General features: G+C 60.6%; 25 protein-coding genes. 8 read left to right on the top strand and 17 right to left on the bottom strand.

The features are described 5' to 3' along the window. Nucleotides 1-140: 140 nt before the first annotated feature. Nucleotides 141-1238, top strand: a complete 1098-nt coding sequence (locus IEY38_RS02340; RefSeq protein WP_188975010.1) for an aminopeptidase — start codon at nt 141-143, stop codon at nt 1236-1238. Nucleotides 1239-1586: 348 nt separating this feature from the next. On the opposite strand, the gene flaJ is transcribed toward IEY38_RS02340, so the two are convergent. The 17 genes from flaJ to IEY38_RS02425 form a co-directional block, all read right to left on the bottom strand. After that, nucleotides 1587-3335, bottom strand: coding sequence for an archaellar assembly protein FlaJ (gene flaJ / locus IEY38_RS02345; RefSeq protein ID WP_188975012.1), 1749 nt, complete (start codon nt 3333-3335; stop codon nt 1587-1589). A 2-nt stretch (nt 3336-3337) separates the two neighbouring features. Beyond that, nucleotides 3338-5011 (bottom strand): type II/IV secretion system ATPase subunit, encoded by a 1674-nt coding sequence (locus IEY38_RS02350; protein WP_188975014.1) that lies wholly within the window; start codon nt 5009-5011, stop codon nt 3338-3340. Nucleotides 5012-5025: 14 nt separating this feature from the next. Beyond that, nucleotides 5026-5787, bottom strand: coding sequence for an ATPase domain-containing protein (locus IEY38_RS02355; RefSeq protein WP_004515259.1), 762 nt, complete (start codon nt 5785-5787; stop codon nt 5026-5028). Continuing rightward, nucleotides 5784-6236, bottom strand: a complete 453-nt coding sequence (locus IEY38_RS02360) for a CARDB domain-containing protein (protein ID WP_188975016.1) — start codon at nt 6234-6236, stop codon at nt 5784-5786. The genes IEY38_RS02355 and IEY38_RS02360 overlap by 4 nt, the downstream gene beginning before the upstream one ends. Before the next feature lies 1 nt (nt 6237). Further along, nucleotides 6238-6675, bottom strand: coding sequence for a flagellin (locus IEY38_RS02365; RefSeq protein ID WP_188975018.1), 438 nt, complete (start codon nt 6673-6675; stop codon nt 6238-6240). Continuing rightward, on the bottom strand, nt 6659-8332 hold the full coding sequence (locus IEY38_RS02370) for a FlaD/FlaE family flagellar protein (protein ID WP_188975020.1): 1674 nt from the start codon (nt 8330-8332) through the stop codon (nt 6659-6661). Before IEY38_RS02370 ends, IEY38_RS02365 begins: the two co-directional genes overlap by 17 nt. 241 nt (nt 8333-8573) lie before the next feature. Next, nucleotides 8574-9095: a chemotaxis protein CheD gene (locus IEY38_RS02375; RefSeq protein WP_188975022.1), complete on the bottom strand. Its 522-nt coding sequence runs from the start codon at nt 9093-9095 to the stop codon at nt 8574-8576. Then, nucleotides 9095-10312 (bottom strand): chemotaxis protein CheC, encoded by a 1218-nt coding sequence (locus IEY38_RS02380; RefSeq protein WP_005537376.1) that lies wholly within the window; start codon nt 10310-10312, stop codon nt 9095-9097. Before IEY38_RS02380 ends, IEY38_RS02375 begins: the two co-directional genes overlap by 1 nt. Next, on the bottom strand, nt 10313-10672 hold the full coding sequence (gene cheY, locus IEY38_RS02385; RefSeq protein WP_004515265.1) for a chemotaxis protein CheY: 360 nt from the start codon (nt 10670-10672) through the stop codon (nt 10313-10315). An 86-nt stretch (nt 10673-10758) separates the two neighbouring features. Beyond that, complete coding sequence (locus IEY38_RS02390; RefSeq protein ID WP_188975024.1) at nt 10759-12795, bottom strand: hypothetical protein; 2037 nt, start codon at nt 12793-12795, stop codon at nt 10759-10761. Next, a complete protein-coding gene (locus IEY38_RS02395; RefSeq protein ID WP_188975025.1) occupies nt 12792-13274 on the bottom strand; it encodes a hypothetical protein in 483 nt (160 codons plus the stop codon). The genes IEY38_RS02390 and IEY38_RS02395 overlap by 4 nt, the downstream gene beginning before the upstream one ends. A gap of 126 nt (nt 13275-13400) precedes the next feature. Next, on the bottom strand, nt 13401-13976 hold the full coding sequence (locus IEY38_RS02400) for a DUF7500 family protein (RefSeq protein ID WP_188975027.1): 576 nt from the start codon (nt 13974-13976) through the stop codon (nt 13401-13403). Nucleotides 13977-14066: 90 nt separating this feature from the next. Beyond that, a complete protein-coding gene (locus tag IEY38_RS02405) occupies nt 14067-14672 on the bottom strand; it encodes an archaellin/type IV pilin N-terminal domain-containing protein (protein WP_188975029.1) in 606 nt (201 codons plus the stop codon). A gap of 380 nt (nt 14673-15052) precedes the next feature. Further along, entirely contained in the window at nt 15053-15328 is a 276-nt protein-coding gene (locus IEY38_RS02410; RefSeq protein WP_004590763.1) for a DUF7521 family protein, read from the bottom strand. Nucleotides 15329-15411: 83 nt separating this feature from the next. Then, nucleotides 15412-15747, bottom strand: a complete 336-nt coding sequence (locus IEY38_RS02415) for an ArsR/SmtB family transcription factor (RefSeq protein ID WP_004515272.1) — start codon at nt 15745-15747, stop codon at nt 15412-15414. A gap of 155 nt (nt 15748-15902) precedes the next feature. Then, the gene (locus tag IEY38_RS02420) at nt 15903-16628 is read right to left on the bottom strand and encodes an RAD55 family ATPase (RefSeq protein ID WP_188975031.1); all 726 of its coding nucleotides are present in this window, start codon (nt 16626-16628) and stop codon (nt 15903-15905) included. Between the two features lie 88 nt (nt 16629-16716). Beyond that, nucleotides 16717-17151 carry a chemotaxis protein CheW gene (locus tag IEY38_RS02425; protein ID WP_188975033.1) on the bottom strand — a complete coding sequence of 145 codons (435 nt, stop codon included), beginning with the start codon at nt 17149-17151 and terminating at the stop codon, nt 16717-16719. Nucleotides 17152-17321: 170 nt separating this feature from the next. Between IEY38_RS02425 and IEY38_RS02430 the strand changes: the two genes are divergently transcribed. From IEY38_RS02430 to IEY38_RS02460, 7 genes are read left to right on the top strand one after another with little or no spacing between them, the layout of a single operon-like run. Further along, complete coding sequence (locus tag IEY38_RS02430) at nt 17322-18431, top strand: protein-glutamate methylesterase/protein-glutamine glutaminase (protein WP_188975035.1); 1110 nt, start codon at nt 17322-17324, stop codon at nt 18429-18431. 2 nt (nt 18432-18433) lie between these two features. After that, complete coding sequence (gene cheA / locus IEY38_RS02435) at nt 18434-20425, top strand: chemotaxis protein CheA (protein WP_188975037.1); 1992 nt, start codon at nt 18434-18436, stop codon at nt 20423-20425. Next, nucleotides 20422-21231: a CheR family methyltransferase gene (locus tag IEY38_RS02440; RefSeq protein ID WP_188975039.1), complete on the top strand. Its 810-nt coding sequence runs from the start codon at nt 20422-20424 to the stop codon at nt 21229-21231. The genes cheA and IEY38_RS02440 overlap by 4 nt, the downstream gene beginning before the upstream one ends. 6 nt (nt 21232-21237) lie before the next feature. After that, nucleotides 21238-22470, top strand: a complete 1233-nt coding sequence (locus tag IEY38_RS02445; RefSeq protein WP_188975041.1) for a HEAT repeat domain-containing protein — start codon at nt 21238-21240, stop codon at nt 22468-22470. Between the two features lie 59 nt (nt 22471-22529). Next, complete coding sequence (locus tag IEY38_RS02450) at nt 22530-23393, top strand: CheF family chemotaxis protein (RefSeq protein WP_188975043.1); 864 nt, start codon at nt 22530-22532, stop codon at nt 23391-23393. A gap of 52 nt (nt 23394-23445) precedes the next feature. After that, nucleotides 23446-23835, top strand: coding sequence for a 30S ribosomal protein S6e (locus tag IEY38_RS02455; RefSeq protein WP_005537360.1), 390 nt, complete (start codon nt 23446-23448; stop codon nt 23833-23835). A 5-nt stretch (nt 23836-23840) separates the two neighbouring features. Beyond that, complete coding sequence (locus IEY38_RS02460; protein WP_188975044.1) at nt 23841-24269, top strand: DUF7112 family protein; 429 nt, start codon at nt 23841-23843, stop codon at nt 24267-24269. The last annotated feature ends 79 nt before the right edge of the window (nt 24270-24348 follow it).

A 24348-nucleotide genomic window follows, 5' to 3' on the forward strand; every position in this document is an offset into this window, starting at 1 on the left:
CAGCAAGTGCCACGAATCCTGTCCCGTACTGCACCGAACACTCCGACTCTGGAGCGCAAAAAATCCACGGAATACAATCACATCGTCCGTGGTACTACCGAGACCACCGCCGTTTTGTTCCGGCCACTCCAGATAGGAATATGGACGATCGCATACGCGAACACGCCAAGATTCTCGTCAACTGGAGCGCTCGCATCGACGCGGGCGACGACGTGATCGTGGCCGTCGAGGACGGTGCCCACGACCTCGCGGTCGCCGTGGCCGAGCAGTTGGGCGACCGCGGCGCGAACCTCCTGTCGACGTACCAGTCCGACGAACTCACGCGGGCCTACCTGCAAGCCCACGACGGGTCCTTCACCGAGAACCCCGAGTACGAACTGGCGCTGTACGAGCGAGCTGACAGCGTGCTGTTCCTGAAAGGATCGCGGAACACCACTGAGACGGCTGACGTGGACAGCGACCAGCGGCAGGCGTACTCGACGGCTCGACAGGAAATCAGGGAGGCCCGGCTGGACACCGACTGGGTATCGACCCAGCACCCGACACGAGCAATGGCCCAGCAGGCCGGGATGGCCTACGCCGAGTACAAGGACTTCGTCTACGACGCGACGCTACGGGACTGGGAGGCACTGGCCGATGAACAGGCCCGACTGAAGGAGATTCTCGACGGCGGCAAAGAGGTCCGTATCGTCGCCGACGGCACCGACATCACGCTGTTTATCGACGACCGCATCGCCGTTAACTCCGCCGCCAGCGTGGCCTACGACTCACACAACCTCCCCTCCGGCGAGGTGTTCACCGCGCCCTACGACACCGCCGGGGTCGTCACCTTCGACGTGCCGATGACAATACAGGGTCGTCGCGTCAAAAACGTCGAGATGACGTTCAAAGACGGCGTTGTCGTCGACTGGTCGGCCGAACAGGGCGAGGCAGTCATCGACGAAATCATCGGAACCGACAGCGGCTCCCGCCAACTGGGCGAACTCGGTATCGGGATGAACCGCGGCGTCGATCGCGTCACCGACAATATCCTCTTCGACGAGAAGATGGGCGGAACGGTCCACCTCGCGCTCGGGCGCGCGTACGATGCGTGCCTCCCCGAGGGCGAATCCGGCAACGACAGCGCCGTCCACGAGGACCTCATCACGACGATGGGCCAGGGGTCGCGGCTCGAAGTCGACGGCGAAGTCGTGCAGAAGGACGGCGTGTTCCGCTGGGAAGACGGCTTCGAGGGGTAGCTGTCGCGGGACTGCGGTGCTGTGGGCCGGGAATAGATGTCAATGCTGTGGGCCGGGAATAGATGTCAATGCTGTGGGCCGGGAGTGGCCTCCGTGCCACGACCCGGGGAAGGGCAGGTCTACTGAGGGCTGTACTGATGCTGTTGTGATGTACCGCGAGCGGAGCGAGCGGTTTCACTCCGAGCGCGGCCGGGGCCGCGACTCGGAGGTCGTTTTTGTACTAAATTTTTGCGGGCCGAGCGGGACCGAAGGTCCCGCTGGCCGTGCGAACGGGCGCTTCGCGCCCGTGAGCAGACGGGGGAGCCCACAGGCCGCATCGCGGCCGAGGACACCCCCCGAAGTAAAAATTTAGATGGCGAGGAACTGCGACACCAGCCACTTCGTGAACGTCCCGGTAATAGCGCCGATCCATGAGAGAATCACGAAATGCATGTAGGTGTTGGCGTTATGGCCGCCATCAATGGTTCGGATCATCAGCGACGACAGCATCGCGCCAAACATGATAATAATGATCAGCAGGAACTCGATGAGCGGGATGTTGTAGACACTGGTGTTGATGAGCGAGGCGGCGTCGAGCCGACTCCCAGTGCTCAGGTTGAGCGACATACCAGCGAGAATGTTGACGACCTGCAGGCCGATGAAGAACGCGAACGTCGACGCAGCAGTCATCCCGTACAGGAGGCCGACGAGCGTCGTCGTCGCCTGCTTGCGCTTCTGGCGGAGCTGCAGCACTTGGTTCATGTTCTCGGAGATGAGCTCGCCCAGTTGCTTTGGCGACCCACCCATCTCGCGGCCGATGAGGTACATTTCGGAGAAGGTCTGGATGAGATAGGAGCGACAGTCCGCGGTGAAAAAGCGCCAGGCAGAGGTCGGCTCGATCCGCATGTTCAGTCGCTTGTAGAGGTTATCGATGTTCGGCGAGAGCGCGCCGAAGTCCTTCTTGCGGAGGGTACGAAGCACCGCGCCGGTGGTAGACTGCTTTGCGCCCTCGGTCGCACCGAGCGCACGGATGAAGTTCGGGAACTCCGAGTCCCGGTCCTTGATGCGCTGTTCTTCCTGCCGGAAGACGATGCCGGGGATGATCATCGGCGTGATCGGCGCGGCGGCGTACAGCGGTAGCGGCACTTCGTCGAACATGAAAAAGAGGTCGTTCAGCGTGATCGGTGAGATACCGAGCATCCCGCCCAGTGTGATGAACACGAGCAGCATCGACAGCCCCACACCGGCGACCATCGATTTATTGAGCTTTGACTCGACCGGCGACGGGTAGTCAACTGGGTGGAACCACACCGGGTCGTAGGGAGCCATCGAACGGATGGCGAGGTAGAAGCCGGTCTGAACGAAGACGAACATCACGATGACGGCGCTGACCGTCATCGTCGGGTTCGTCCCGGTCAGGACCGGGAGAACGACGGCGAACACCAGCGCGAACGTCATCGACAGAATCATCGACAGGTAGAGGTCTTTCATCACTTCCAAGCTGTCGAGCGAACTCTTGTACACCGTCGAGTAGTGCTGGATGATCTGTTCCTGTTCGGTCAGGAGGTAGTCGTCGAGTCCCTGCCCGGCTCCGAGCGTGTACGCGAGCCGGTCGAAGAAGTCCGACACGGCGCGGCTCGGGACCTGTTTGGCGCGGCGACGGCAGGCATCGTCGAGGCTCAGATTCCAAGTGTCGACGAGCTGGACGATTCGGTGCATCTCCATGGCGAGTTCGCCGTACTCGTCTTCCTCGGCCAGCGTACGGAACACCTCCATCCGGTCAATCTTCGTCGTCGCCAGCACGGTCATATGCGTAATAAGCAGGTGAAACCGGTTGTTGAGTTCGCGTTTGCGCTGGCTCAGGAGGATCTTGGGGTAGAAAATCGCCGATGCCATCACTAGGAACCCAAGCAGGGGGATCGGTGCTCGGACTGCAATGGGCTGCTCCAGCAGCAGGGCGACGACCGTCGAGATAATGAAGAAGGCGACCGCTGGCAGCAGGATGAGAAAGAGATACCGCTCCAGCGGGATCGTCATCTGGCGGTAGGACTCGACGAGCGACTGGATCGTCTCGGAGATCGTCAGATCGATGTCGCTCTCGGCTTCACCTTGTGCCATCGTTAGTCGGGCCTGGCCATGTTGAACGGAATCCCTTCGACGCCGTCGCGCTGGAAATCCGAAATGAAGTCGTTGACCTCGTGATACCCGAGAATCCCCTCCTGGATGGCCCGCTCGATGAGGTTCGCACGGAACTCGAGGTCGTCGTAGATGTCACGCGTATCCTCGTAGCCGAGCAGGGTCGCGATCTGCTCTTCGAGGACGAAAGAGTTGTTCATCCCCTGGAAGATGATTTCGTCCTCGACGGGGTCCCAATTGAACACCTGCCGGGTGACGACACCGTCCATCTCCTTGGAGTATCCCTCGATTTCCTGAACACTGGTCACGCGGCGCAGGACCTGATCGCCCTGCTTGACGCGGTTCTGGAACAGTGCCACGTCGGCCACGTCCATGAACGTCTCGGGAACGTTGATCGGTTCGCCGGTGAAGCGTTGAATCATCGAAACGATGTCGCTCGCGTGGAACGTCAGCATCACCGGGTGGCCGGTCTGGGCGGCCTGGAACGCCATCCGCCCCTCCTCACCACGAACCTCCCCCACGATGATGTAGTCGGGGCGGGACCGCAGTGCGGCGGCGACCAGATCGAACATATCGATGCTGGTCCCCTCGTCTTCGCCCTCGCGGGTGAGGAGCTGCTGCCAGGTGTTGTGCGGGGGGAGCACCTCGGCGGTGTCCTCCGCGGTGTAGATCTTTGCGTCGTCGGGGATGAACGACGTGATCGCGTTCAGCGTCGTCGTCTTCCCGGACGCCGTCTCTCCGACCACGAACACCGTCTGTTCGTTTTCCAGACAGAGCCAGAGATACGCGGCCAGTTGCGGCGACAGCGTCATCCACTTGGTAATCTGGAAAATCGAGAGCGGAACGTCGTCACCCTGACGAATAGTGAGCGAGGGGCCTTTGAGGCTCACGTCGTCGGAGTAGATGAGGTTCAGACGTGACCCGTCCGGGAGCGTCGAGTCGACGATGGGGTCCGAGTCCGAAACCGGGTCGCCCATCCGTTCACCCATGTTGCGGAGCCACTGGTCGAAGGCCTCCTCGCTTTGCCACTCGACAGTCGTTTCGAGCATCCCGTAGACCCCGTGGTCGACGTGGCATTCGCTCCGGCCGATGACGTGAATATCCTCGTTGGCTGGGTCACGCATAACCGGTTCGAGCGGGCCGAGGCCGACGATGTCGCGGTTCAGCCGGTAGAGGATGTTCTCGTAGGTTTCCTGGGTGACCTCGACGCTGCTCACGTCGGTCAGGTTCGAGAGGCGCGTGAGGACGCCGCTGTCACTGTCCTCATCCCGAACTTTGGTAGTCTCCTGCAGGAGTTCCTCGATGCGGTCATCGAACTGGGCCTCGTTTTCTGGTGCGGGCTTGTTGACGCTGCGCTGGAGCAGGCGGTTCCGGACTTTCCCGAAGACGGCCCGCTCGTCCTCGTCGAGTTCCGGCTCGATGGCGTAGTATTTCATGTCCTGCCCCACGTCGCCGTAGATATGACAGAAGATGGGGCCACCGACCGGATAGAGTACGTTCGGCCGGTTCGTCTCGTATTCGTCGTCGGCCTCGTCGATGAGCATCGGGAACTCACCGGTAATCTGCTTGAACTTCTTCAGGTGGTCCCGCAGGTGGGGCCGCCGCGCTGCCATCTGTCGAAGTTCGTCCGACGGTTTCGCACGTCCGTGGTCTGTCATATCTTAGCTCACCTCTAGGCGACGCTGCGTGATTCGATGACGATGCCGGTTCCCGAGCGGACCGAGAACCCGATGGTGTCACCGACCTGTTCACCCATGCCGGCGAATCGGAGGACGTTGATTTGCCGGCGCACGTCGTTGCCGACCTCGATCATCTCCAGTTCGATGAACACGTCGGCAATGGCCCGGAACGGGCCGATAGCCTCCTCGTCCAGCGTCGACGGGTCGACAGTAAGCATGATGCACTTGCCCTGTGAGATGACGTCTCGGAAGTAGGAGATGACCTCCAGAGCGGCCTGTCGCTCCTCGTTTTGCCGGACGAGGGCCTCGAACTTGGGGTCGTTCCGGAGGATCGCATCGAAGGTGTCGATGACGACGACGTCAGCATCCCACATCACCTCGGCCTCCATCAGTCGCTTGAGGAGTTCCTTCCGATCTGACTGTTCGTCACCGCCGGTCAGGGCGTTCGATTCACCGATATCGGCGTGCAGGAACAGCACGTCCTCGTCAAGAATGTGATCCACCATGTCGTACGACAGTGAGTGCATCTGATCGAGGAAGCTCCCGACAGTCAGCTCCGTCGAGAGGTATGTTACTTCGTGCCCCTCCTCACAGAGGCCGTAGGTGAACCGCTGGCTCATGGCGGACTTGCCGGCCCCGTAGTCCCCTTCCACGAGGATGATGCTGCCGGGTGGGATACCGCCGCCCAGTTCCTTGTTCAGCCGGTCGTGATCGTCCAGTCCGAGCGAGAATAGGTCAGTACTTGCGATACTCATGTGTTAAACTCGAACACCTCCTCGTCGCCGTTGACGATGAGCTTGAGACGGTGGTCGCCGCTGTTGAGGTTGTCGTTGATATCGATACGAGCGACCTCACCGGGCCGCCAGCTGTTGCCACCGTCTGGCTCTAGCGTCACCGTGTAGTCAGTGGCGAACATCCCGTCCACAAACAGGTCCATCTGTCCGGGAACCGGAGCTAACGTCTCTGAGCCGGTGTTTTTGACGTGAATCGTGATTGTTTCATCGCCGTTATTGTAGATGGTGCCGCTGCCACTATCGGAGATGATTTCGACGTCGGTCCGGACATCGCTGCTCACGTCCAGCCCTTGCTCCGAGACAGCGTTACTCAGTTGGCCGACACTGCTCGTGAATACGCCGGCCACGCTCGCGGCGATAGCCATCGACGCGATGAACAGGATCAGGTGTGAGACGGAGACGCTTGCCATGTTAGCTTACCACCATCGTTTCGGCGATGCCGTTCTCGGCGACGACTTTCACCCGGTCGGGCTGGCTACCGAGCGAGGAGACGGTAATCGTCAACCGCTCCTGTGACGCCCAGACATCCGTCGACCCGTCACCGTCGACGGTCGTGCCGTAGCCGGTTCGGTAGTCGTTGTCGACCAGCAGGTCAGTCGCTTCGACCGACAGCGTCTCCGAGCCGGTGTTGTCGATGGTCACGACGAGGTTGTCGTTCCCGCTCGCGTTCCACGTCGCCGAGACAAGCGAGATGTCGGTGTTTTGCTGATCGAGTAGCCGGTCGCGCTGGTCCTCGCGGGCGTCGTTGACACGCTCGAAGCTGTTCGCGGTCGCGGAGTAGAACATCCCGAAGCCGATGAACGCAGCCACGAAAATGATGGCTGCCGAGCCGCTAACGCTGAATCCCATCGGAACCACCCCCCACCAGTTTCGAGAGCGCAACGGCGTCAGCGCCGCTGTCACTGTCAAGCTGCGAGATATAGTGCAGGCTCTCCGTATGGTGGTCGATAGACAACCCGTCCCCAGTGTCGTTCACGTCGTCGAAGCCGCGGAGGTACTCCTTGAGCTGGTCCGCGACCGACTCGTCGATCCAGTCGATAGTCTCGTAGTAGTCGATAGCGCGAGCCGTCTCGCGGTAGCCCGAGTGCTGGACCAGGAACTCGAGCCACTCGACGATGATGAGGTCCGCCGCGAACCCTTCTGGCATCGTCGCCAGATACGGTTTCCCGTCGTCGTCCGCATCTGCGTCCGAGCCGTCGTCTACCACTTCCCCATCGCTACTGCCGGTAGCCGCCGTATCAGTCTGTGTAGCAGTCGGTTCCGGTTCTGGTTCGGGCTCCGGTTCCGATTCTACAACTGGTTCGGGTTCCGGCTCTGGGTCCGGTTCGGGCTCCGGTTCCGGGTCAGCTTCTGTGGCCGCCTCGGCCTCATCACTCCCGTCGTCTTCGATAACCTCGTCGAAGAGGTCGTCGTCTTCCAGCCCGCCCATATCGTCGTCCGAATCCTCCTCGCCCAGAAGGTCGTCGTCCTCGTCGGCCAGCAGATCATCGTCGTCGTCCGCAAGCAGGTCATCGTCGTCGTCCGTTTCTTCCTCTGGTTCCTCGCCCTCGGCCCACTCGGCGTCGCCGGACTCGTACTCGTCTTTGAGCTCTGCGAACGATTTGCCGCCGTCGCCGTCGTCGCTGTCCTCGTCCATACTCTCCCCGTCGTCCATGCTCATCCCATCGTCCATGCTCATGTCGTCCTCCGTGTCGTCGAAGTCGTCGAACTCCTCGTCGAACGACCCGCCGTCGTCCTCGAAGCCGCCCATGTCGTCGCCGTCGTCGTCGGGAAACATGTCGTCGACACCGCCGTCGTCCATCGACATGTCGCCACCAGTATCCTCCGTCAGGTCTTCGTCGAAAAAGCCCTCTGCGTCGGCGTTAGCGACGTCGTCGTCGATGTCCTCTTCGGTATCGTCGCTCCCGTCGTCGTCGAACAGGCCAAAGGAGCCACCGCCTTCGCCCATGCCGCCCATACCGCCGTCGACATCGTCGGCGAAGGGGTTGACGCCACGGGTAACCATCTCGTAGATGTCGAGCAGTTTCCGAACGTTCTCCTCGGTTTCTTCAACAGACTCGGAGATGCTCTCGTTTTCCGTCCGCACCGTGTTGACCGTCGAGGAGAGACTACCGACCTCGTTTTCCAGTTCGTCGAGTCGGTGTTCCAGCTCGTCGGTGTCAGGCCCGCTCGCGTCTTCCATGTCGCCGAACTCGTCGTCACCGAACCCGCCCATGTCGTCGCCGCCGTCGTCAAGGCCGCCGAGGCCCCCGAGATCGTCGCCACCACCGCCGAGATCGTCGCCACCGCCACCGTCGTCACCCATCAGGCCGCCGTCATTGGCCATCCCGCCGCCGTCGTCCTCAGTCGCGTCCCCGCTCTCGTCGTCCGACAGAATCGAATCGAACATATTCTTGATGCTCATACCAACAAGCCCGCCGGTCAGCAGGACAAAGAGGGCGGGTGCCAGTCCAACCAATTCCGGTGAGACGGCTGGAGCCATTGGCACGAGAGCGGGACTACTCATCTCTTGTATCTCATGCTGTTTCTACTCTTGAATATTCCCCTTAGCGTATCATATTTGATAATAATATCCCATTTTCCTGACTCAGATGAAGTAAATTAACTATTCAAGTACTAGCCTATTACATTTCGTATTAATTTCGTCCGGAAGGTCGGAGAACAGAGTGTTTCGGTGCGCCCCCGGCAGACGAACGGCTGTCGCCCGTCTGACGCCGCACCTCGGGTATACGTCCTACTCGCAGACATCACAGCGTTATCGAATCCGTGTTCGCGCTTTTGACGATGAAATTGCCGGTGTCCGCTTCGAGTTTGACAGACCGGCCGTGGTCGCCACCCAGGTCTTCACCGACAACGGGAATGCCGCGTTCGTCCAGTGTCTCGCGAACCTTCTTGGCGTTGCGCGACCCAATAGAGGAGCCGTTCTCAGAGAAATCGAGCATATCGCTCCCGCCAGCGATTTTGGCCTCCATCGCCTCCGTCGACGCTCCGGCATCCGCCATGGCCTCGATGAGCGCTTCGATGCCCGTGTCCGCGAACTTCGCGTGGTTGCCGCCGTCGATATCAGCCGCCGACGGAAGCATGACGTGGACGAGTCCGGCCACCGTGTTACGGGTATCGTATATTGCGATCCCGATACAGGAACCCAGTCCACTCGTGGTCAGCACAGCCGGCTCTGTGGTCACCTTGTACTCCGCGATGCCGACTTTGATACGCTCGGGCGTACTTTGTTCGGGACTCTCTGTTTGGCTACCATCGTATACTTTCATTATTTGAATATCTGTTCCACGTCCGCGCCCGTCTCGGTCGCCCGCTCGACATCGAGGTCGTTGAGGGCGGCGCGCAACTCTTTCTCGTTTGGCAGAGCGTGAATCTCAGCCTGGAACTCGATGTCGTCGGTCTGCATCTGGGAGTCGATGATGAACGCGTGCTCCTGATACTGTCCGACCTGCGCCGCAAGCGGATCCATGATCGCCCGTCCCATGTCGTGGACGACCCGCGGCGGCGTGTGTTCGACTGACGTCTGGAGGACGTTCGCCCAGCCGTCGACGAACCCGCTCGTCATGATGTTCCCCAGTTCCTCGATGGCGGCCTTGTGCTGGTCGGTTAGTTCGTCGCTATCCATCTCGATGGGCATCATCGCCTCCGCGACGTTGATCGCCGAGACCTCGTCGAACAGCACCATGAGGTAGCCACTGGGCGTCCCGGTGAACTCGACGACCGTCCCGACGAACGTGTCCGTGCCGATCTGCTTTGGCACGTCCTCGATGGGGGCGAAACTGATCTGTGTCACCTCCGACTCGGTCGGGATGCCGGTCATCATCTCGACGTTGTCAGCGGCTTTCTGGGTGCCGCTGGTCGTCATCTCGTTGAACGTCTGGAGCTTGTCGATGGGGATGGCGTCGCCGTCCGTATCGACGTGCTCTACCATCATCTCCGTGAGCGAGTCGTACTCAGGGAGCATGTAGATGTAGAAGTTCACCGATTCGTCGATCCATTCGATCTCCGATTTGAACACGAACACCTGCTGATGGTCGCCGTTCTCAGGTGCATCGGGGAGCACGTCACCGCCGGACTCCTCGATGTACTCCGGCGGCGAATGGTCGATGGTCGCACCGACGTAGTCGGCCCAGCCGTCGATGAACCCGCTCATCATGATGTTGCCGATCTCCTCGATGCCACTCCTGGCCATCGCCTCGTCGTCGCTGCTACCGGGCATCATCTCCTCGGTGATCGTGCCGGCGCTGTCTACGTCGAAGGCAAGAACGGTATCGCCCTCCAGAACGCCATCGAAAGAGAACTGGACGCCGACGAAGTCACGTCCGGCCAGTTCCTCGCCGACATCTGCTCTGTCGAGCAGCGTTATCTTGGTTACGTCGACGACGGCATCGATGCCCGTCATCTGGCCCATCGACTGCGTGGCCTGTTCTGCCCCCTCGTGAGCGAGTTGGTTGAACGTACCGAGCGACTGAATATCGACGTTCATCTATGAGGGAACGACGTCCTCGATAGCCTCCATCACACTGGGTTTCTGGAACGGCTTGGTGATGTATCCGTCAGCTCCCGCTTTCACTGCTTCCTTCATTTTCTCTTCCTGACCGACACTTGTACACATGATGACGTTCGCATCGGGATTGGAAGATTTGATCTCGTCCGTGGCCTCGATGCCATCCCGGATGGGCATCACGATGTCCATCATCACCAGATCTGGCCCTTCTTCTTTGAACACTTCGACAGCTTCGACTCCGTTCTCGACCTCCCCAACAATCTCGTGGTCTTCTTCGAGAATCTCGCGGAGGAGGTTACGCATAAACTCTGAATCGTCGGCGATCAGTACGTCTGGCATGCCTATCAAGCCTACATATCGTGATGAGTTAGATAAAGGTGTCCCGTAAATTATCGCGTGTGATATCGGTGGGTCCCGAAACCAAGTTACACCGCAGGGAGATGCGGTGTGAGAACGCGAATGAAATCGAGCGCGAAGGGGCCATACTGGAAGTACACGAGCCCCGACAGGAAGAGATACGCTGTCGTTAGTCCCGCTGGGAGGCTCAGACCCACTGCGACCGCTCTGGACGAGACCCGGCTCGGAGCGAGTGTGCGGCCCAGCACAGTCCCGCCACAGACTGCTGCCCCACCGAGGTTGAGGAGTGCGTGGAACTGTACCGCCTCCCCGAGCGCCAGATCAAGTCCGGCAACGACACCGAGTCCAAGGAGAAGGCCCCCGACGACACTCACAGCGTACCCGCCGACAAGCCACCGCCTCGAGTCGCTGATGGGTTCGTGGACTGCGGGAAGCCGAACGACTCCGTACATTATGAGCGGGACCGTCGGCAGCAGATATCGAACGGTGAGTTGTGTGCGTAGCGGCAGGCGGCTCAGATAGACGAGCGTGAACACAACTGCGAGGGCCGCAACGAGCATATCGGTCTGTGTTTGGGGCGAGTACTGCGACGGGCGGACGTCCCATCGCCGTATCCGCTGGTTCGCTGACCGGATCAGAACTACAGGAAGCGCCGCGACCGCACCGAAAAGCGGGACGGCCTCGAGCATCGTGAGTTCGATTGTCTCGTAAGAATTAGGAGCGTAGTTGATATGTGATGCGGAGCCGCTCCGCAGGAAAATCTGTGACATTCGATCCGGCGTAGTCAGTACGTCGAAACCACGACTGACCGCATCCGAGACGAACGCCATCGCAGGTGCCGCGGGTCCCAAGACCTGTTTGAACAGGCCGAGAATCGGTGTGACGATCGGCGTTCCGGTATCACCGCCCGCCCCCGCGGAATCACCAGCACTCCCATCAGACCCCGCGCCGGTACCGCCGTCGGTTCCACCGGAAACACCGACAGAACCACCATCCGTCCCCGCAGTCCCACCAGCGCCGCTGCCACCACCAGTACCGCCATCACCACCGGTCTCAGGCGTGAATTCGACGTCCGCACCCCCAACAGCGGAGAGCAACCGCGGCGGTTTGGCCGGGTTACCGGAGATGAGGAAGTTCGTCACGAGCATCGGGAGCGAGCCGAGAAAGAGCGCGAGACCAATGACAGCGAGATGAACAAATGAGTTTCGCCTTGCAGTGATCAGGTCCACGAGGGCCAGCGTCACCACGAGGAAGAACCCCTCGAAGGCGTGGGTCCAGGTTACTAGTCCAGCCGTGACGTACGCACCGGCGCGAAAGCCGAGCCCGAGTCGGTGTCTGGAGTCAGCATACGCAATTCGGCTCCGAGCGAACAGGTACACCGTCGTCAGTAGCAAGAACCCTACCAGAACGTGCCGTTTCGGAAGCGAGGCCCAGAAGCCGACAGACGAGGCGATACCGATTGCGACACCGGCCGCCAAAGCGACCGAGCGGTCATGCCAGATTCCGACGAGGCGGTAGAGAACGATGCCGGTCGTCGCTGCCGCGAGCATCGTCGAGATCTGGAACGCAGCTATCGGGAGCGCAGTGTCGGGGAGGGCTGTCGCTGTCAGCGCTCCGGCCAGAAACAGGACGGCGACGAGACCGCTACCGATCCACAGAACAGTACGCCTGGCGGTGTCGGTGTGGCGCTGTCCGAGCACGCTGACGTGAGACACAAAGACGAGCGCAGTGCCCGACCAGAGTCCAAGGAGCAGTAGCCGGGGTGTAATGAACACGGACAGCGCTTGCAACGCCCAGACCAGCGGGACAGCCAGCAGGATCTGTCCGTAGTTTCGCCCGTACAGTCTGCCGCCGGCCTCGTGCAGGCCGGGTTGTGCGCCGAGCGTCAGGGTGTACGGCGTCTCCGTGATGTGGAGGTGTCCGTTCGAGACAGCGACGAGCGCGTTGGCAGTGGTGTACGTGTCGGTGATAAAAATACCAACGCGCCAGTAGAGCCCGAACGTAACAAGCAGGCCGAGCCAGAGGGCGTAGCCGTAGCGGTCACCAAAGACTGCCTTTCCCGCCTGCCGACAGCGGCCAGTGAACCACTCGACGTCTCGGGTCATCGATCCACCTGCACTGTCACGTTTTCAGCAACGATTGTCTCAGTAGCTTCGAAGCTCTGGACCCGAAGCAGGACGGTTCCATTGTACACATCCCGCTCCAGTGACGACGGCGTGACCGCTCTGTCACCGGGTGCGAGCCGGTACGTTCCGGACTGACCTTTCGAAAGGACCTGCTCGTCTTCGCGAGAGATGTCGAGCGCAGGGATCGCGACCTGATACAGCAGCCTCGGGCGGCCCGTGACAGAATCCACGGTCACGCTGGCATCGGGCACCCGGAGATACGCAACCTTCGTGCCGAACCGGCCGTCCGTGATCCGTATCTCCGATGTAGGCAGTTGGACGGAACTGATAGCTGCCGTCCCGTCGCCGATAGTCGTCGGCTGTGTCCTGATAGCGTCAACGCCGACGAGCGGTCCCGTCACGACGAGCGTTACCAGAATGAACAGGGCAACAACCGTCGGCGGATAACGCGGGACCATTATCTACCCTACACACTACCGTGCCCGGATTTAAATCCCTCGTCGGTTGGACAGGCTGCTGACCTTGTTCATCGCGATAGCTGCTCCATTGCAGGTGACCGTTGAAATGACCGACAGCAGCCCGTCTCAGAGTTCGGCACCGTCGGCAGCCTCGACGGCTTCCAAGAGATCAGCAATAGAATCGTCCGGTGTCAGTTGCGTCGACCGGACGAGCTGTTTGATGACCGGCGGCGGGTAGCGAACCGGCACGTTCGATTCCGACAGCAGAATGCCCAGCACTTCTTCGACCGGTGTCGACCCGTCCATCTGGCGACCGTACCAGAGCATGAAGCTCTCGAAAACCGTGACGATGTCGTTGGAGGCGAGCTGCTGCTGGTCGACGTCGCCGTCGAACTTCGCAGTCACGTCGAAGCCGTATCTGGCGTTCGAGTCGGCCATCTGTTCGGCCAGCCACTCGTGGACGTTCGCATCGGAGAATTCGGGGGCCGACGGCTCCGGGTCCGGTGTAGGAGACGGCGGAGATTCAGACGCCGAATCCGATGAGACTTGGTTCCCGTAGGAGTCGTCAGTGCGGACGTCCGACGAAACGACGTATCGTCCCTCGTCGATTTCAGTGACGTGCTCGTCGTCGGCGATGTCGAGCTCTTCGGGCGAGAGTACCTTGCCCTCTTCCGGATTCGGTTCGTCTGACCGCCGGGCCATGAGTACTAGTGTGTGAGGCTATCGTATAACTCCGTCGCTGGTCAGGGAGTGCAAGAAAAGAAACGCATCGAAGCAGAAAGATCCGAAATCTTAGAGGCTGACTGCGGAGTTACCAGACAGGGTCTCCGGAACGACCAGTCGAACCTGGGTCGTACCGCCGGACTGGGTGTTCATTTGGATAGTAGCCGTATCACCTTCAGCTAATCCATCGCCGCCGACGATGGCGGCTGTATCGAGGATTATTTTCGCTCGGTCAGCAGGGTCGTTTAGAACCGGGTTCGGGTCCGCAATGGAATTTCCACCCTGATCCTGGACGCTAGTAACAGTGAAATCCTGACCACTGCCACTGTCAGTCTCTGCGTATGTCAAGTCACTGGAACCACTTGAGTGTACGAACTGGAGAATCGAAGTACTCAGGTCGATATTTCCAGCACCGGGTGCCTTTTTCACAGTTATATTGACCTCATCTACGCTCCCACTGGTTACGCTACCGACTGCGTTCACCACTTCAAGTCGGTTCGTCACTTGGTCACTGCTCTGTTGGCCGGTTTCCTCGGCGCTGCTCTGGAGGAAGCCAGCCGTGTTGATCAGGACGCCCGCAGCGATCGCCGCCACCAGCACCATCGCGATGAACACGATTAGGGTGCCGATACCGACCTGCCCGCGGTCGTCGTCGTTCGTTAGTTCCGTTAGCATTGTTGATCCGGGTCTGTCTGACCCTATGCAACCGTTCTTTTCGTTAGTAATAATACCTCCCCCCAAATTATACTACTTGATAATAGCAGCTTGAATGGCTGAGGCAGCGTTTTGACAGAAGAGCGCCGATAGTTCGGCCTGAAGAAGACAACTGAGCTACGTCCCCTCTAAGAATCAGATTTAATTACTTCTATAGGTCGGAATCAGCGATCGAAATAGCTGATTCGGTGGTAGCCGAGAGATATCGTGTCGCGTGCAAGTTGGTTGGTGGTGCGATCTATCGAAAATAGACGCTGAAACCAGAGTCGGCAGAGAGATGCCAAGTACAGAGACATCGGCTCACAGGCAGGGCGGTCGGTTGATGTGGTCGAGAAACACATTCACTCGTACGTGACGAGACTGTACATCACGAACAGGTAGCCGAAAGTCGTCAACCCACTGTTGACTAGCAACAACGACCGCACACCCTCGAAGTCGTTGATGAACGCGCTAATCATCGTCGCGGCCGCGCCCGCAATGGCGAGCGAGAATCCCACCGAGAGGTGAAGCATCGCCTGTCGGGATGTCTGGATGTATGCCCGCATGGCCATCCCCACCATTGTCAGTCCAGCGACGACGAACACCAGTGTCGATATGGCATAGAGAAGTTCTATCATCAGCACTGTACAGGGCTACAGCGAACCCGCTATTAAATCCACGCTCGAAAATATCTTTCGTGATAACGCTAAGATGAGGCGCTCTACCGCTCCGATAGGGTCCGCCACGCCTCGTCGAGTTTGTTGGTCACTTCCGACCGCTCTTCGATGTGGACCGTCAGTTCGTCGTCGAAGTCAACCCGTACTTCGTCCACATTGCGCCGGTACACCTTGATACGTCGGCGGTCGTCAGAGAGGATATTGTCGTGGAGTTCCAGCAGGTCATGTTCAGTCAGTTCGTCGATGCGTCGGTAACACGTCGCGATGGGGATTCCGAGTTCGTCGCTGAGCTCCTGTGCGGAGACTGGTTCGTCCGTCGCGTCAAGGATTTCGGCACTGTATTTATTGCCAAGCGTCTGAAGAATCTCCCCTGAATCCATCGTTATCAAATCATAAATTCAGTCGATAATAAAGCTATCGCCTGTGATATCGACTGAAAAGAGACAAACACGCACTACAGAGCGCTCGTGCGAAAACAGCGTTCTGTGCCGCTGTATCCGTTGTTCTACCGAGTAATAATGGCTCTATTGTCTCGCTAAATTGGTGATTCTTCCTCGCTCATCATCGAGAAGGCGCTAGCGTTTTGGTGGACATCGATACCGCCGCGGTCGATCTCCATCGGATAGATATCCGTCTCGATGTTCTGCTTTCGCATCTTGGCGACCCAGACGTATCTGTTCACACCGGTATCAGTCGGCGTCTGGATAAGGTAGATGTTGCCGTCGGTCAGGTAGTTCTCCAGTCCAATCTCGGTGTCCGGGAAGACGGCTCCCTGTTCGTTTGTCATCAGCGTCGTGAGACCGCTGTCGCTGAGGATGTCGGTGAACTTCAGGAGATACGTCCGTTTCTCCTTCTCGTTTTCGAAGAACAGTTCGAACATGGCGAGTGAGTCCAGCACGAGCCGGTCGTAGTCGCCGTCTTCGAGTTCTTCGAGGAGGATATCCAGAGAGGAGGTGAAGTCGTTCTCGCGCAGGAGCACCTGCTTGTCGTACACCTTGATGTTCCCGTCGTCGACGTGGTCCTGCCAGTTGTCGAAGCCGAGGGATTCGGCGGCCTCCCGGAGGTCCGACTCGTCTTCCTCAAAGGAGAGGTAGATACCCTTCTCGTCGTATTTTTCTACGCCGTTGTAGATATACTGGAGACAGAGGATCGATTTCCCGGCACCGGGGTTGCCGCTGACCAGTGTCGTCGAGTTCTTCACAATGCCGCCGTTCAGAATGTCGTCGAGGCCCTCGATCCCCGTTTTGGTTTGCTCAATCATAGTTTCGGAAGGAACTGGAAGTTGATTAGATACTTCTCTGTCGGGAATGTTAAAAAGTCTTGCTGGTGTGTCGCTAAACAAACCGGAATCAGTCACCAGCGTGGACGATGGCGGGGTCCACCCAGATAACAAAACTGTCATCTCGCTTGATTACGCCGCGAATCGAACCAGCATCGTTCGCGGGGGACCGGTCGACCTGCTCCGGAGTGATCTGGACTACCTGATACACTTCGTCGACGAGCCAGCCGGCCGCGCCCTGTTCCTCGACGATCTCCGGGTCGAAGACGATGATGCGCTTCTCCGCGCCCTCGTCTTCGATGCCAAAGACGACCTTGGGGTCGACGATCGACGTCGTGCGCCCGCGAAGGTCCATAACACCACGGACGTGCGGCGGGGCGTTCGGGACGGACGTGAGCTCGCCGATGTCGACGATCTCAGTCACGTAGTCGATACTCACGCAGTACGTTTCCGAGCCGAGCTGGAACTCGAGTACCTGACCGGTGGTGGCTGACTGTGCTGCCATTGCGGTTCTTATCCAAACTGTCGCGGATAGTGGCGCATAAAGGTGCCTGCTGGGCTATCAACTTTGATTACGTGGGCGGAGTATTTATTTCGGGGCCGGACGGGATTTGGAAGTAGGTATGAGGATGTCTCGTTCGCCGATGTCTCCTGTCCGACGGGAGCGTTGGTGATATGGCAGATGGTGTCCGCGCCGTGGTCGCAGACGACTCTCACTTCATGCGGAGTGTCATCTCTGATATCCTCAGTGATGGCGGTATTACTGTCGTTGCGCAGGCGCGTGACGGCGAGGAGGCAGTGTCAGCCGTTATCGAACACAAACCGGACGTCGTGACGATGGACGTCGAGATGCCGGTAATGAACGGCATTGAAGCAACCGAGCGCATCATGGCCGAGTCTCCGACGCCGGTGTTGATGCTGTCGGCCCACACCGACGAAAACGCCGACGTGACGTTCGAAGCGCTCGATAAGGGTGCGGTCGACTTCTTCACCAAACCCGGTGGTGAGGTGTCGATGGAGATGTCACGCTTGAAAGACCAGCTGGTCGAGATGGTCAGCTCCGTCGCGGCGGTCGACGTTGGCGCGACGCGCAGCCGTGGCGGGACAAGTAGCGACAATGGAGCGGCAGCACCAACAGCCGGCGGTTCAGCTACTGACCGGAAAGAAACCGGGGGTTCGTCAGGCCAGACGGCCTACGTTGCGAACCCGACGCTCGTTATCGGCTCTTCGACCGGCGGCCCGAAGATGGTGGAACAGGTAATGGAGAACCTCCCAATCGAGGCCGACCTCCGGGTGCTCATCATCCAGCATATGCCGGAGGGGTTCACCGGCCGGTTCGCCGAGCGGATCAACACACGAAGCGATTACGAGGTCCGGGAGGCGACAGACGGGGCCCGCATCGGCGGCGGTGAAGGCCTCGTCGCTGCCGGTGACCGACACATGGAGGTCAAAAACTACCGGAACGGCCGACTGCGGACGAAGCTGACCCAAGACGAACCGGTCAACAGTGTCCGTCCGGCCGTCGACGTGACGATGCGAACGGCCGCGGAGACGATCGACGACCCGCTCGTCGGCCTCATCCTCACCGGGATGGGCGAGGATGGCGCAGACGGGATTCGGCGGATCAAGCAGGCCGGTGGCAAGACCATCGCACAGGACGAGGCCACGTCCGCGGTGTACGGCATGCCAAAGCGTGCCGTCGAGACGGGCTGTGTGGACACTGTCTTGCCTATCGACGACATCGCGGACGGCATTATCGACACGATTACCACTGAGGTGACCTGACAATGGACGACCAGTATTTAGACGCATTCATCCGTGAAAGTGAAGAAGCGATTACCGAACTCAACAACTCGCTGCTCGAACTCGAATCCGACCCCTCCAACACGGAGGCGATGGATTCGATCTTCCGGACAGCCCACACGCTGAAGGGCAACTTCGGCGCGATGGGCTTTGACAACGCAGCAAATCTCGCGCACGCGATGGAGGACCTGCTCGACGAGATGCGCCAGGGCGAGATGGAGGTCACGCCGGACCTGATGGACCTCGTCTTCGCTGGCGTCGACCAGATCGAGGTCATCGTCGGGGAGATCGAAGAACACGGCGAATCGGGAACGGAGACCGACGAGATGGTCGAAGAACTCCGAGCCGTCCTCGAAGAGGGGGCCGCCGCCGCGGGCGACACCGAAACGGCAGACGACGGCGACTCGTCGGACAGCGACGAGTCGCTCACCACGGATGCAGACGTCAGTGATGCCGATATCGACGGCGACGCTGTCGACGAGCAGGTCCTGCAGGCCGAAATCAGCGTCGGGGAGTCGGATATGCTCGGCGTCGACTCGATGCTGGCCGTCGAGTCCATCGAGGGGCGGTTCGACATTCTCGATTCGAGTCCGAGCCGTGCCGATATCGAGGACGGCGAGTTTGAGGACACGTTCGTCCTGTATCTCGACGGCCCCGACGCGGCGACTGTCGACGCCGAACTCGGGACGACCGGGAAGGTCGACAGCTTCGACGTGACCGACGTGACCGACGAACTGGCGAGCGGGGCAGACACCGGTTCTGATGCTGTCGACGAGAGCGACACAGGTTCGAATTCGAGCGCGGACTCCGACCCGGACGCCGAAGAGGAACACAGCGTCGACGAAATCAAGTCCGTCCGCGTCGACGTAGACCAGCTCGACGATCTTCACGGGCTCGTCGAGCAACTGGTCACCAGCCGAATCAAGCTCCGGCGCGGTGTCGAGAAAGACGACCTCGACTCCACCGGCGAGACGCTGAACGAACTGGACAAGATCACGGCGAACCTCCAGAACACAGTGATGGATATGCGGCTCATCCCGCTGAAGAAGGTCGTCGGGAAGTTCCCGCGGCTCGTCCGGGACCTCGCACGCGAACTCGACAAGGACATCGAGTTCGAGATCGAGGGCGAGGACATCGAACTCGATCGAACTATCCTCACCGAGATCTCGGACCCGCTGATGCACATCCTGCGGAACTCAGTCGACCACGGTATCGAACCGCCCGAGGAGCGCGAACAGGCGGGCAAGCCACGTACCGGCCACATCACGCTCCGGGCCTCCCGCGAGCGCGACCACGTCATCATCGAAGTCGAAGACGACGGGGCCGGACTCGACGTGGAAGGCATCAGGGAGAAGGCCATCGAGAAAGGCGTCCGCTCGCCTGAGGAACTGGACGCGATGGACGACTCCGCGGTGTACGACCTCGTGTTCCACCCCGGCTTCTCGACGGCCGACGAAGTGACCGACACCAGCGGACGTGGCGTCGGCATGGACGTCGTCCACGACACGGTCTCCCAGCTCGACGGGTCGGTCAGCGTCGACTCCGAGCCGGGTGAGGGAACGACCGTGTCACTGCGCCTGCCGGTGACGATGGCTATCGTCAAGGTGCTGTTCGTCAAGGTCGGCGACGAGGAGTACGGCGTCCCAATAAAGAACGTGGACGAGATTACCGGAACGGAGGAAGCAAAACAGGTCAACGGCCAGGAGGTCATAAAACACAACGACGAGATCTATCCGGTCATCCACCTCGACGACACCTTCGACATCGAGGGCGAGACGGCCAACGGCGACGGAATGCTCGTCCGCATCCGCGAGTCCGAGCGCCAGGTCGCGCTCCACTGTGACTCGGTCAACAGCCAGGAAGAAGTCGTCGTCAAGCCCCTGGAGGGTATCCTCTCGGGAACACCCGGTCTCTCGGGTACGGCTGTACTGGGCGACGGGAACATCGTCCACATCCTCGACGTGGTGACGCTATGAACAAAGGTAGCGAGCGCACCTTCGAAGATCTCGTGGAGTTCATCGGCGATGAGATGGACTTCGAGTCGGGCTTTTACAACGACTCGTACCTCGACCGCCGCATCACCGCGCGGATGCGCCGAACCGACACCGAGGACTACCAGTCCTACCAGCGACTGCTGGAACGCGACGACGGCGAGCGCGAGGAACTGCTCGATTCGCTGTCGATCAACGTCACCGGTTTCTTCCGGAACCCTGAGGCGTGGGAGCGACTGCGGCCGGTCCTCCGCGAACTCACGGAGAACAACCGTCGCGTCAGGCTCTGGTCGGCCCCGAGTGCCGACGGCCGCGAGCCGTATTCGGCGGCGATGCTGGCACTCGACGACCCCGAGATCGACGCCCGCCGGGTCGAGATCACGGCGACAGACATCAACGCCGACATCCTCGAAGAGGCCCGTGACGGGACCTACGCGACCTCTCAGACGACCGACATCGCCGACGAACTGGAGCCACTGGGCGATTACACGAAATACATCCAGCAGGACGGCGACACGTTTCAGGTGCGGGATCAGGTCAAAGAGATGGTCACGTTCGAGCAACACGACCTCATCCGGGGCGACCCCAAGCGTGATTTCGATCTGGTGTTCTGCCGGAACCTCCTCATCTACATCGACTCGGAGTTCAAGGTCCCCATCTTCGAGACGATCCGCGGGTCGCTCCGCGAGGGCGGGTATCTCATGATCGGCATGACCGAGACGCTACCCGGGGAGTGTCGGGATTCCTTCGAAGCGGTCGACAAACGACACCGCATCTACCGGCGTGTGTAGCGACCAATGAGTCTCTACGAACTGGAACGGGACGGCAAGGCACAGGAACTCATCCGCCTCCTCAGAGAGAGCGACAACGAACGGGTCAAGACCCGTGCCGCGGAGCTACTGGGGAACTTCGACGACCACGACGACCGGCGCGACGTGGTCAACGCGCTCGTGGACGCAGCCCAGAGCGACAGCGATGCCATCACCGGCGCGGCTATCGACTCGCTCGACGAACTCGGCGACGACGCGATCACGCAACTCATCGGGAGTATGGCCGGCGTCGACCTCGAAGACGACGCGGCCGACTGGGTGAAGGCGAAGGCGTACATGCAGGTGCTCGACGCTGACGTGCCGGAACTCCGGATGGCAGCGGCGAACGGTCTCGGAAACCTGGACCAGGCTGACGCGGTCCCGAAGCTCGCGGAGCGCTTCGAGGACCCTGACCCACGAGTGCGGGCGCGGGCGGCCCGGTCTGCCGGGAAGATCGGCGACTCGCGGGCGACAACGCCGCTGGAGTCAGTCCTGTCGGACCCGAAAGCCGGCGTCAGGCGTGAGGCCGCCGACGCGCTGGGCAACATCGGGAACCGACAGGCGCTCCAGGCGCTGCTCCCGCTGTACGAGGACGACGACGAGCGAGTTCGGCGCATCGCCGTCGGGGCGTTTGGGAATTTCGGCAACGACCGGCCGGTCGACTATCTCATCGAAGCCCTCTCGGACGACTCCGCCGCCGTCCGCCGGACGGCCGTCTACTCGCTCATCGAACTCCTGTCAAACGTCCCGACCGACCAGAGCCACGAGATCCGTGACACCGTCGTCGAGAAGCTCTCGAACACGGACGACCGGAGCGTCGTCGTGCCGCTGGTCGAGATTCTCGAAGAGAGTACGCAGGCCGCCCAGCGGCGCAACACCGCTTGGATGCTCGGCCGGGTCACCAGCCAGGAAGAGCGTGACCGCGTCATCGAATCGCTGGTCGACGCGCTCGGCGAGGACGATCAGATGCTCCGGCAGTTCGCCGCCACCAGCCTCGCCGAACTCGGCGACGATGACAACATGGTGGAACGGCGGCTGCTCAAGATCGTACAGGACGACGGCGTCGACCCCGAAGTCCGGGGCCAGGCCATCTTCACCCTCGGGAAGGTCGGCGGCGAGCGCTCTCGGAAGACGCTGGACAAGCTCATCGACGAGACCGAACACGACGTGGTCCGGAAGAAGGCCTTCTCGGCCATCTCGAAGCTCGGTGGCCGCGGATGAGTCAGCCGAGTGGATTAAGACGCGGCGGGGCGTACACGAGAGCGATAGCTGGCTAACCGATGAGCGATGGAGAACACGCACTGGTCGATACGAAGGGGAAGTTCGTCCAGGTTGTCTCGGATGGGCGCAAGCGCAACGACATCGAGTGGCTACCCGGCCGGATTCTCCTCTCGAACAAGCGCCTCGTCCTCGCGACCAACGACGGCAAGCGGACAATCCCGCTGTCGAAGGTCAGCAGCGTCACCGCCAGCCAGATGAACCAACCCCTCGCACAGGTGGACAGCTACATCAAGGTGCAGGCCGGCCGGAACGTGACGCTCATCTCGGCGAAGAAAGCCGATGAGTTTCAGGAAAAACTCTACAGCACGCTGCTTGACCAGACTGTTGTCCTCATCAATCATCCTGCAGTCAAGGGCGGCGTTGTGCAGGACGGCGGCTGGGAGAAGGGCCGGCTCAAGCTCGACGGCGACTGCATCAATCTCGCCATCGCCAGCGGCACGTTCGTCGAACTGGATATCGACGACGTTGGGACCGTCGAGTCCAAGGAGAAGACGATCCGCGGCGACGAGCGACCGCTGTTGGAGGTCGAACACACTATCGAAGGGACCAGCGTCGAGACCCACATTTCGGGGACGCCGCGTCACGTCTCGCTCATCGAGGGGCTCGTCCGGCAGGGCGAGCAGCGCAATATCGCCGACGACGTAGACCTCACCGATAAGGAGACGCAAGTACTGATGGCGCTGTACTCCGGCATCTCGCCGTTCAAGATTCCGGATTTCGTCGATATGGAGATCGAGGAAGTCGAAGACGTGTACGATCGGTTGATGGAGGCCGATATCCTCGAACCGGTCCGGACACGCCGGGAGGTCCAGCTCGAGGCCCGCGGCCGCTCGATCGCGAGCGACGCGATGGCCGACCAGTGACCGGGACGGACGGTTCGACGCGTTTTTGAAGCGCGGTTGATTGAGAACAGGTATGGCAGAATTCACGGTTGCCGTCTCCGACCCGGAGGACGGCCACACCTACCAGATCGACGTTGACGGACAGGACGCAAACCGCTTCATCGGCCGCGAACTCGGCGACGAGGTCGACGGCGGCGCTGTCGGCCTCGACGGCTACACGCTCGAACTGACCGGCGGCTCGGACACCTCTGGCCGACCGATGCGACCCGACGTTCGCGGCGTCGCGACGAAGGAGATCATGTCCGACGGCGGCGTCGGCTTCAAGCCGACCACCGACGGCGAGCGCAAGCGCATCACCGTCCGCGGCCGCGAGGTCAGCGACGACACGCGCCAGATCAACGCGAAGATCACGGCCCGCGGCAGCGACGACGTGGCCGACCTCCTCGGCGACGACGACGAGTAAGTCACGTGCCGGATCGCGTTCCCAGTGACCACGAAACCGTCGAGACGCATCGCGTTCCCGTCGAGCCGGTCGGCCGAACCGACCGACCGCGAGTCGTGCTCCCGGATGAGTTGGGTTTCGACGACGGCGACACCGTCCGCCTTGCGCTGGACGGCGACCGGTACCACGCCGTCGTCGAGACGAATCTCGACGGCGAGCCGGTGATCTCACACGTCGCCGACAACCGCCGCCTGGCCCGCGAACGGGACGGGACGAACCGCCTCGCGGAGTGGGTCGCCGATAGTGATGTCTCGCTCGACGGCTCGGCGCACCTCGACGTGGTCACCGACGGGACCGAGTACGGCCTCCGAACGCCGGGCAAGCGCGTCGTCTATACAGCGACCGGCGGACCGGACTCCTCGCTGTCTGATATCGCTCGAAATCTCGATAATTGACGCCGGTCGGCACTATTTTGCCGAATAACTCCGATTTTTGCTGCTGATACTCGCGCGAAACGCTCAATATCAGTGCTGA

This window comes from Haloarcula sebkhae (assembly GCF_014647415.1).
GTDB classification, from domain to species: Archaea; Halobacteriota; Halobacteria; order Halobacteriales; family Haloarculaceae; genus Haloarcula; species Haloarcula sebkhae.